Source organism: Streptomyces sp. NRRL B-24085, assembly GCF_001282115.1.
GTDB lineage: Bacteria > Actinomycetota > Actinomycetes > Streptomycetales > Streptomycetaceae > Streptomyces.
Genome location: NZ_LJBR01000596.1, coordinates 1 through 1,368, shown reverse-complemented (window position 1 = coordinate 1,368; position 1,368 = coordinate 1). Strand labels below are relative to the sequence as shown.

The following is a 1,368-nucleotide window of genomic DNA, read 5'->3' as shown; positions in this document are numbered from 1 at the left end:
GTCCAGCCGAAGCCCATTCGCCCCGACCGCCCCTCCAGACGCACAAACCCCCTGTGTCCGGGGCACACTGACTGCATGTCCAGTCGTCGCAGGCTCTGCCCCGAATGCCGTCGCGAGATCGCCGTCGTCGCCGGCCGCTTCGCCCGGCACGACCCGCCCGGCGCGCGCGAGAGAGGCCAGCTCGTCTCGTGCCCGGGCTCCCGCCGGCAGGCGGAACTCGGAGCCGCCCAGCCGTCGTTGGACGGGTACGCGGTCCCCGTCGTACCCGGTCAGTTGCCCCTGTTCTGACGCGCGCCTACGCCCCCGCCCGCACGCCCATTCGCGCGACCAGCCGGTCCTCTCCGAACGCGGACACGTGCTCGACCGTCTACCCGGCCCGCCGTTCATCCGACGCGTCGCGCAACCCGAGCCGTACGGCCGTCCCGGCGCACCGGCCCGGCCGCGGTCCCTCCAGCCGTACGAGGGGACGGCCCGCCGCGAACTGCCGTGCCCGGTATGCCCGTACCGCAGTACGGCCCCGCTCCGGTCAGTCCACCTCCCGAGCGGAGCCGCCTGCGCGGCCGGCACCCCTCGCGGGGCATCCTCAGTTGCCTGCCACCGACTTCACCGCCACCGACACCGGGACGGAACCGCTCACCAGCTCCAGCGTCAGCCCGGCCGTCGCGGGCGTGTCCAGCAACTCCGCCAGCACGGCGGCCACGTCGTCGCGCGGGATCGGGCCACGGCCGGTGTGCGCCTCCAGGCGGACGAGGCCCTTGCCGGCGTCGTCCGTGAGCGCGCCGGGACGCAGAATCGTCCAGTCCAGGGTGTCCAGGCCGCTCACATAGGCGTCGGCCTCGCCCTTGGCGCGCAGGTACACGTCGAAGATCTCGTCGCCCTCGTGCCGCGGGTCCGCGCCCATGGAGGACACGATCACGAAGCGGCGTACGCCCGCTCGGACCGCCGCGTCCGCGAACAGCACCGCCGCGGCCTTGTCCACGGTGTCCTTGCGGGCCGCGCCGCTGCCGGGGCCCGCGCCCGCCGCGAAGACCGCCGCGTCCGCGCCCCGCAGCGCCTCCGCGACCTCCTCGACCGACGCCGACTCCAGGTCCAGCAGGAGCGGTTCGGCACCGGCGTCCCGCAGGTCGTCGCCCTGTTCCGGGCGGCGGATGATCCCCGCGACCTCGTCCCCGCGCGCGGCGAGCAGCCGTTCCAGCCGCAGCGCGATCTGACCATGACCACCAGCGATGACAATGCGCATGCCTTCGACCGTACGCCGGAACACCCGCGAACGCCGTGTCAGGAGAGTGCCGGGTGAGGCCGGGGGGCGCACAGAGACCCACTCAGGGAGAGGCACTCAAGCCCCCGCCCCTCCCTCAAGCCCCTGCC

The 1,368-nt window shown here is 74.3% G+C and carries 2 protein-coding genes; one reads left to right on the top strand and one right to left on the bottom strand.

The features are described from left to right. Window positions 1–75: 75 nt before the first annotated feature. A complete protein-coding gene (locus tag AOJ26_RS40005) occupies window positions 76–288 on the top strand; it encodes a hypothetical protein (RefSeq protein ID WP_007384031.1) in 213 nt (70 codons plus the stop codon). Window positions 289–583: 295 nt separating this feature from the next. Here AOJ26_RS40005 and AOJ26_RS40000 read toward each other — a convergent pair whose 3' ends face one another. After that, window positions 584–1,240, bottom strand: a complete 657-nt coding sequence (locus AOJ26_RS40000) for an NAD(P)H-binding protein (protein ID WP_053853246.1) — start codon at window positions 1,238–1,240, stop codon at window positions 584–586. Window positions 1,241–1,368: the final 128 nt, after the last annotated feature.

Bases quoted from the DNA above. Each gene is read 5' to 3' on its own strand.
- AOJ26_RS40005 (WP_007384031.1), top strand. From the start codon at position 76: ATGTCCAGTCGTCGCAGGCTCTGCCCCGAATGCCGTCGCGAGATCGCC.
- AOJ26_RS40000 (WP_053853246.1), bottom strand. From the start codon at position 1,240: ATGCGCATTGTCATCGCTGGTGGTCATGGTCAGATCGCGCTGCGGCTG.